This is a genomic window from Lysobacter antibioticus HS124, assembly GCF_000336385.2.
GTDB classification, from domain to species: domain Bacteria; phylum Pseudomonadota; class Gammaproteobacteria; order Xanthomonadales; family Xanthomonadaceae; genus Lysobacter; species Lysobacter firmicutimachus.
This window is the reverse complement of record NZ_HG424476.1, coordinates 1-6,602: the sequence shown is the minus strand read 5'-3', so window position 1 is coordinate 6,602 and position 6,602 is coordinate 1. Positions and strand designations below refer to the sequence as shown.

The following is a 6,602-nucleotide window of genomic DNA, read 5'->3' as shown; positions in this document are numbered from 1 at the left end:
AAGTAACCAAAGAAAACGCCATGGCGGTTTCGGATCAAGAGCCACTATGGGACGAGGTTTTCGCCTGGCTGCTCTGCACAGTCTCTCCCTGGCCTGGCTGCGCACGGCCCGCCTCCTTGCGGGCCGCCCTCCGGGGCTTCAGGGCGTTCTCGCGAGATCGAAGCGGCGCCAAGCGCTTCACGGCAACGGCAGGCTCCGCGCGGCCGTGGGCGGAGGCGGGCGCTGCGTAAGCGGTGGCCACTGCGCGCGTGTAAGAATCAAGGCCGCGTTCGTCGTTCTCGGGTCGTCCGCGCGTGAACTCGCGCCGCTACGGCGCCGTCGTGTTCTGTTTCGACGCGTCCCCGCCGCGCACTTGCCGACCGTTGGTCGGACGACGCGGCAAGCTGTGACGGCAGCCTCACGAGTATCCGCGATCGACGCGATTTCCGTCGCAATCGTGTAGCGATTTTCCGGCCAAACTCCGCAACCATCGCGACCCGAACGGGTCGCGGACGCCCGCCATCACCGTCATCCGGAGACAGCCAGTGAACCTCATCCTCCAGCGCGCGCCGATCGGCGCCGCGATCGCCGCCGCCTTGATCGGCGGAGCCCTCGCCGGCGCGCCGGCGCACGCCGCGCAGCGCACCCTGCAACTGTCCGAGGACAGCACCCACAGCAAGCCGGTGCAGACGGCCAAGGCGACCCCGTTGGCGGCGGCGACGATGCCCGGCCGGGTCTGCGAAACCGGGGCCCAGTGGCTGCGCCTGGGCTTCAAGGAGCTCAAGCTGTCCGGCTACGACTCGTTGGTGCTGAGCAGCAGCGGCGGCGACCGGTTGGTGTTCGAAGGCCGGCACTGGAACGACCGCAGCTTCACCACCCGCGCGCTGCGCGGCGAATGCGTCGACATCAAGCCGTATTTCAGCCAGCCCGAGAGCGGCTTCCAGCTCGACCGCTACGACTACAGCGCGGTGCCGTTGAACCTGGCCAGCGTAGTGGTGGCCGGTGCCGGCGACATCTGCGACACCAGCGGCACCGCCTGCAAAGGCACCTCGGACCTGATCGTGTCGATCAACCCCACCGCGGTGTTCACCGCCGGCGACAACGCCTACGACAGCGGCACGCTGAGCGAGTTCAACAACCGCTACGCGCCGACCTGGGGCCGCTTCAAGGCCCTGACCAGTCCGTCGCCGGGCAATCACGAGTACTACACCAGCGGCGCCAGCGGCTACTTCGACTACTTCAACGGCGTCGGCAACCAGACCGGTCCGGCCGGCGATCGCAGCAAGGGTTATTACAGCTGGGACGTCGGCGACTGGCACTTCATCGCCCTCAACACCATGACCGGCGGCACCGTCTCCACCACCCAGATCAACTGGCTCAAGGCCGACCTCGCCGCCAACACCAAGCCCTGCACCGCGGCCTATTTCCATCACCCGCTGCTCAGCCGCGGAAGCTACAGCGGCTACAGCCAGGTCAAGCCGTTCTGGGATGCGCTGTACGCGGCCAAAGCCGACCTGGTGCTGGTCGGCCACGACCACAATTACCAGCGTTACGCCAAGATGAACCCCAGCCAGCAGCCGGCCGCCGACGGCATCCGCCAGGTGCTGGTCGGCACCGGCGGGCGCTCGTTCTACGACATCAGCGGCAGCCATTCGCTGCTTGAGGCCAGCAACGACAGCACCCACGGCGTGCTCAAGCTGACCCTGACCGCGACCGGCTACACCGGCGATTTCGTGCCGCGCGCCGGCAGCAGCTACACCGATCACTTCACCGGCACCTGCAACAAGAACAGCACCCCGCCGTCCTCGCTGACGCTCAATGCGGTGCGCGACGTGACGGTCAAATCCGGCGGCAGCCGGGTCAATACCGCGGTGCTCTACGCCGACGGCAGCGATGGCGGTCAGCAGTTGCGCGGGCTGATGGGGTGGAACGTCTCCTCCGCGGCCGGGCTGAACCTGCAGTCGGCGCAGCTCAAGCTGCAGGTTTCCGACCGTTCCACCGGCGGCTACGATCTGTACCAAGTCACCGCCGCCTGGACCGAGAGCAATGCGACCTACAGCGGCGCGACGCTCGGCAGCAAGCTCGGCTCCTTCGTGCCCAGCGCGACCGGCACGCAGTACCTCAACCTCAACGCCGCCGGCCTGCAACTGGTGAAGAACTGGGCCAACGGCAGCGTCGCCAACCACGGCGTGATCCTGGTGCCGGCGTCCGGCGTCACCGACGGCGTCGACTGGTCCTCGCGCGAAGGCGCCAGTGCGCCGCAGCTGCTGCTGACCTACACGCCCTGAGGCGTCGCCCGAGCAGGGGCCTGCCGCCACGGCGGCCGCAGCGGACGACCCCAGGGTCGTCCGCTGCGAAGTGGCGATGGCATTGCGGCGATGGCGCTCGGCCGGTCAGCCGTAGGCCGGCAAGGCCGGCCGCGTACTGGTGCCGGCACCGGCGCCGATCATCAGCTTGACCGACTCTTTGATCCGTTCGGCGCCGCCGAGCTTGACCGCGGCGACCAAGCGCTCGCCGATGGTCTTGCTCTCTTCGGCGGTGTTGGCGTGCGTGCCGAGCACTGCCAGCCCCTTCTCGGTCAGCCGGTAACGCAAGGCGACATGGACGAAGGCGACGCCGTTCAAGGACTCTTTGACGCAGGCGCCGCTGCGCAGATAACCCTCGTCCAACAGCCACTCGAACGTCGCCCCACAGGCCAACACCGCGGCGGCCATCGCCTCGCGATTGTTCGGATCCAGGCCGGGAAGGTGACGGGCCGATTCTTCGGCATTGAAACGCGCTACGACGGGATGCTGCTCCAGCGCCGCGGCGCAGATCCGCGCCGTGGCGATACTGAACACCTCGATGTTTTTCATTGATGACGCCCCCTGACGTCCCCGTTATTTATGTGGGGGGTATGTCAACGCCGCGTGATGAAAAAATTCCTAAGAAGTTGAATTAAAAGGGTAATTTCTAGATGCCTATCGCGCACAATGCGTGATCTCCATAGCATCGAGAATGACCGGTTGCCGCCCTGCGGCAGATCCATGCCGCGCCGCGACACCTCAAGAACGAGGCACGGATCAGGTAGATGAACGATGTGGCCGCACTGTCTGACGAACGGCGCTCAGCGGTTGGCTTGCGCGCGCAGCTCGATCACCGTGGCGTCGGTGTCGGGCAGGCGCGGCGGCAACACGATCACCAACTCGTCGCCGTCGCGGCGGGTGTCCAGCACGGCGCCGCCGTCGAGCAGGCGCGCGTACTGCGCGCCGGCAATGCGCAGACGCAGTTCGCCGTCGGCGGGCCGGTCGAACACATGCAGGAACAAGCGACCGTCGGCGCCGGCGGTGATGCGCCCCCAATCCACCGGCTGCAGCGGATTGGCGCGGCTGGCGTAGATCGCATCGCCGTTGCGACGCAGCCAGTCGCCGATCGCCCGCATGCGCGCCGCGCTTTCCTCCGGCACGCCGCCGTCGGCCCGCGGTCCGATGTTGAGCAAGAGATTGCCGCCCTTGCTGGCGGTATCGACCAGGGTGCGGATCAGTTCGCGGCTGGATTTCCAGTCGTGGTCGAGCGCGCTATAACCCCAGGTGCCGTTCATGGTCAGACAGGCCTCCCAATCGACGCCGGGCACGCCCTGCGCCGGCACCGCCTGCTCCGGCGTGGTGAAGTCGCCGTGCGCGCGGTCGAACCAGCGCAGGCTTCCCTGCGGGTCGTCATAGCCCAGCGAGCGGTAAAGTCGGTTGTTCATCACGATGCCGGGCTGAGCCTTGCGCACCATCGCCATCAGCTCGGTCGCGCGCCAGGTTTCGCCTTCGGCGCCGGGGTTGGAGTAGTCCCACCACAATACGTCGATCAGGCCGTAGCGATCGACCAATTCGCGTACCTGCGCCTGCAGGAAATCCTGGTAGGCCTTCAGGTTCGCGCGCCGGTCGTAATCGGGATCGTCGGCCGGCACGGCCTTTTCCAGCGGATGCGGCAGCGGCTGCTCGAGGCGGGCGAAGTCGCGATACGGATACGCCGGATGGTGCCAGTCGATCACCGAGTGGTACAGGCCGACCTTGAGGCCTTCGGCGCGCGCGGCGTCGACTATCTCGCGCACCAGGTCGCGGTCTACCGTGTCTTTGGCATCGAACCGGCTCACCGCGCTGTCGTGCAGGGCGTAGCCTTCGTGATGCTTGCTGGTGAACACCAGATAGCGCGCGCCGGCACGCTTGGCCAGCCGCGCCCATTCGCGGGCGAAACCGGGTTGGGGCTTGAACAGCGGCAGCATCTGCCGCGCGTACTCGTCGGCGGGCACATGCGCGTTGCGCTGGATCCACTCGGCCGAACCCTTGACGGGTACGCCGTTCCAGCGTCCGGCTGCGCCGGAGTACAGGCCCCAGTGCACGAACATGCCGAAGCGCGCTTCGCGCCACCAACGCATGCGCGCATCGAAGGCGGCCTGCGATTCGGTCGGCGCTGCGACGGCGGGGGGCGGCACGGCCGCGGCCGGCGCGGCCGCAACGGCCAGCGCGATCAGGACGGGAGCCAGCGCTGCGCGCGGCGAGGGCATCGAAAACATCGGGACTCTCCACGGCGGGTCGCGGCAGTCCAGCAGAGTGCGCAGGGCGCGGTCAACCGCTCTGTCGATTCGAAAGGGACGCGATAATTCGCCTTGCGGTCGTCGGCGCCAAGCAGCGAATCCACCGCGCCGCCGTTCGCAACGGACTTCGTGCCGCGCAAGACGCCTGCGCCGATCTTAAGAGGGCGCGACGAATGACGCGACGGCGATCAGCAGGCGGCGCGCGACAAGCCACAGTCGCAGCCATTCCGTCGAACCGGTTCCTCGCTCTAAGAAGCCGCAAAAAATCCAAACCCATCCAAATAAATCCAATCGCGACAAAGCTTGCGCGGGTGGCACCCGTCACTAGACTCGAACGTCCGCCAGCTCGCACCTCATCGCCATGGACCGTCGCCGCTTCCTGCTCGCTACTTCCGCCTCGGCGCTCGCCGCGACCGCGCCGACGCTGGCGGCAGCGGGCGCAGCGGCCACGCCCGTCGCGCGCCCGCGTCCCACGCCGCAGCAGCTGGCCTGGCAGCGCGATGAGCTGTCGATGTTCGTGCACTTCACCGTCAACACCTTCACCGACCGCGAGTGGGGCGAGGGCGACGAAGACCCGTGGGTGTTCGCTCCGACCGATCTTGATGCCGGGCAATGGGCGCGCGCTGCGAAAGCCGGCGGCTTTCGTAGCCTGATTCTCACCGCCAAGCACCACGACGGCTTCTGCCTGTGGCCGACCGCGACCACCGAGCACTGCGTGCGCCGCAGCCCCTGGCGCGAGGGCCGCGGCGATGTGGTGCGCGAGTTCGCCGATGCTTGCCGCGCCGAAGGCCTGGCGATCGGCTTCTACCTTTCGCCCTGGGACCGGCACGAGCCGCGCTACGGCAGCGGCCGCGACTACGACGATTTCTACATCGCCCAGCTTACCGAATTGCTGACCGGCTACGGCCCGGTACACGAGGTCTGGTTCGACGGCGCCAACGGCGAGGGGCCGAACGGCAAGCGCCAGGCCTACGACTGGCCGCGCATCCACCGCACGGTGCGCGAGTTGCAGCCGCAGGCGATCGTATTCTCCGACGCTGGGCCCGACGTGCGCTGGATCGGCAACGAGCGCGGCATCGCCGGCCACACCTGCTGGTCGACGGTCGACCCGGCGCGTGTGCCGCAGGCCGGCTTCGACCGTCCCTGGGTCGGCGACGCGCTGCAGCAGGGCGACCCTTACGGCTCGGCGTGGCGCCCGGGCGAGTCGGACGTATCCATCCGGCCGGGCTGGTTTTGGCACGAAGCCGAGGACGCCAAGGTGCGTACCCCGGAACAGTTGTTGGCGCTGTACTTCGCTTCGGTCGGGCGCAACAGCAAGCTGCTGCTCAACGTGCCGCCGACCCGCGCCGGGCGCTTTCACGAGGCCGACGTGGCGGCATTGGCCGGTTTCGCTCGCTTGCGCGAGGCGACGTTCGGCGCGGGCAATCGGCTGGCCGGCGCGCGCGTGCGCGCCAGTGGCAATGTGCGCCGGCACGCGCCCGAGCGTGTGCTGGAGGCCGATCCGGACACGTTCTGGAGCGCCCCGGCCGATGCGCGTACGGCCTGGATCGAGTTCGAGTCCGCCGAAGAGATGGAGTTCGACACGCTGTGCCTGCAGGAAGCCATCGCCTGCGGCCAGCACATCGCCAACTACCGCCTCGAGCGTTGGCTCCAGGGACGCTGGCAGCCGTTCGCGTGGGGCACGACCATCGGTCACAAGCGCCTGGAGCGTTTCGACCCGTTGCGTGCGCGGCGGGTCCGGCTGACCATCGAACACGCCTACGACACCCCGCGCCTGAGCGCGGTGGGGCTATACCGCAGCGCGACTGCGGGACGTGCGGAGTAATCGATGCCTTCGCTATCGATCTAAGCTCGAAGCCGTCGCGGGACGTAGGAGCGGCGCAAGCCGCGACCGCCATCTTTAACTTTCGCCGCGTCTTTGTCCTGTCCCCCTGTAGGAGCGGCGTGAGCCGCGACCGCGTTCTTACGGCCTCGCGCCGTTTGCCGTTCGAAGGCTAAAAAGCTCTCGGTCAAAAGTAACCAAAGAAAACGCCATGGCGGTTTCGGATCAAAAGCCGTT

The 6,602-nt window shown here is 67.7% G+C and carries 5 protein-coding genes; 2 read left to right on the top strand and 3 right to left on the bottom strand.

The annotated features are described in order from the left end of the window. Positions 1-524 precede the first annotated feature (524 nt). Positions 525-2,267, top strand: a complete 1,743-nt coding sequence (locus TX83_RS07970) for a DNRLRE domain-containing protein (protein WP_064747409.1) — start codon at positions 525-527, stop codon at positions 2,265-2,267. Between the two features lie 105 nt (positions 2,268-2,372). On the opposite strand, the gene TX83_RS07965 is transcribed toward TX83_RS07970, so the two are convergent. Together TX83_RS07965 and TX83_RS07960 are read right to left on the bottom strand one after the other, a co-directional pair. Next, positions 2,373-2,834, bottom strand: a complete 462-nt coding sequence (locus tag TX83_RS07965; RefSeq protein ID WP_064747408.1) for a hypothetical protein — start codon at positions 2,832-2,834, stop codon at positions 2,373-2,375. 251 nt (positions 2,835-3,085) lie between these two features. After that, on the bottom strand, positions 3,086-4,522 hold the full coding sequence (locus tag TX83_RS07960; RefSeq protein ID WP_064747407.1) for an alpha-L-fucosidase: 1,437 nt from the start codon (positions 4,520-4,522) through the stop codon (positions 3,086-3,088). Positions 4,523-4,904: 382 nt separating this feature from the next. On the opposite strand from TX83_RS07960, the gene TX83_RS07955 reads away from it, so the two are divergent. Next, positions 4,905-6,368, top strand: coding sequence for an alpha-L-fucosidase (locus tag TX83_RS07955; RefSeq protein WP_079248115.1), 1,464 nt, complete (start codon positions 4,905-4,907; stop codon positions 6,366-6,368). A gap of 20 nt (positions 6,369-6,388) precedes the next feature. Here TX83_RS07955 and TX83_RS23650 read toward each other — a convergent pair. Further along, positions 6,389-6,602, bottom strand: a 214-nt coding sequence (locus tag TX83_RS23650) for a hypothetical protein (RefSeq protein WP_222423735.1), incomplete at its 5' end; no start/stop codon positions are given.

Coding starts and splice junctions, on each gene's coding strand:
- TX83_RS07960 (WP_064747407.1), bottom strand. CDS start 4,522: ATGTTTTCGATGCCCTCGCCGCGCGCAGCGCTGGCTCCCGTCCTGATC.
- TX83_RS07955 (WP_079248115.1), top strand. CDS start 4,905: ATGGACCGTCGCCGCTTCCTGCTCGCTACTTCCGCCTCGGCGCTCGCC.
- TX83_RS07965 (WP_064747408.1), bottom strand. CDS start 2,834: ATGAAAAACATCGAGGTGTTCAGTATCGCCACGGCGCGGATCTGCGCC.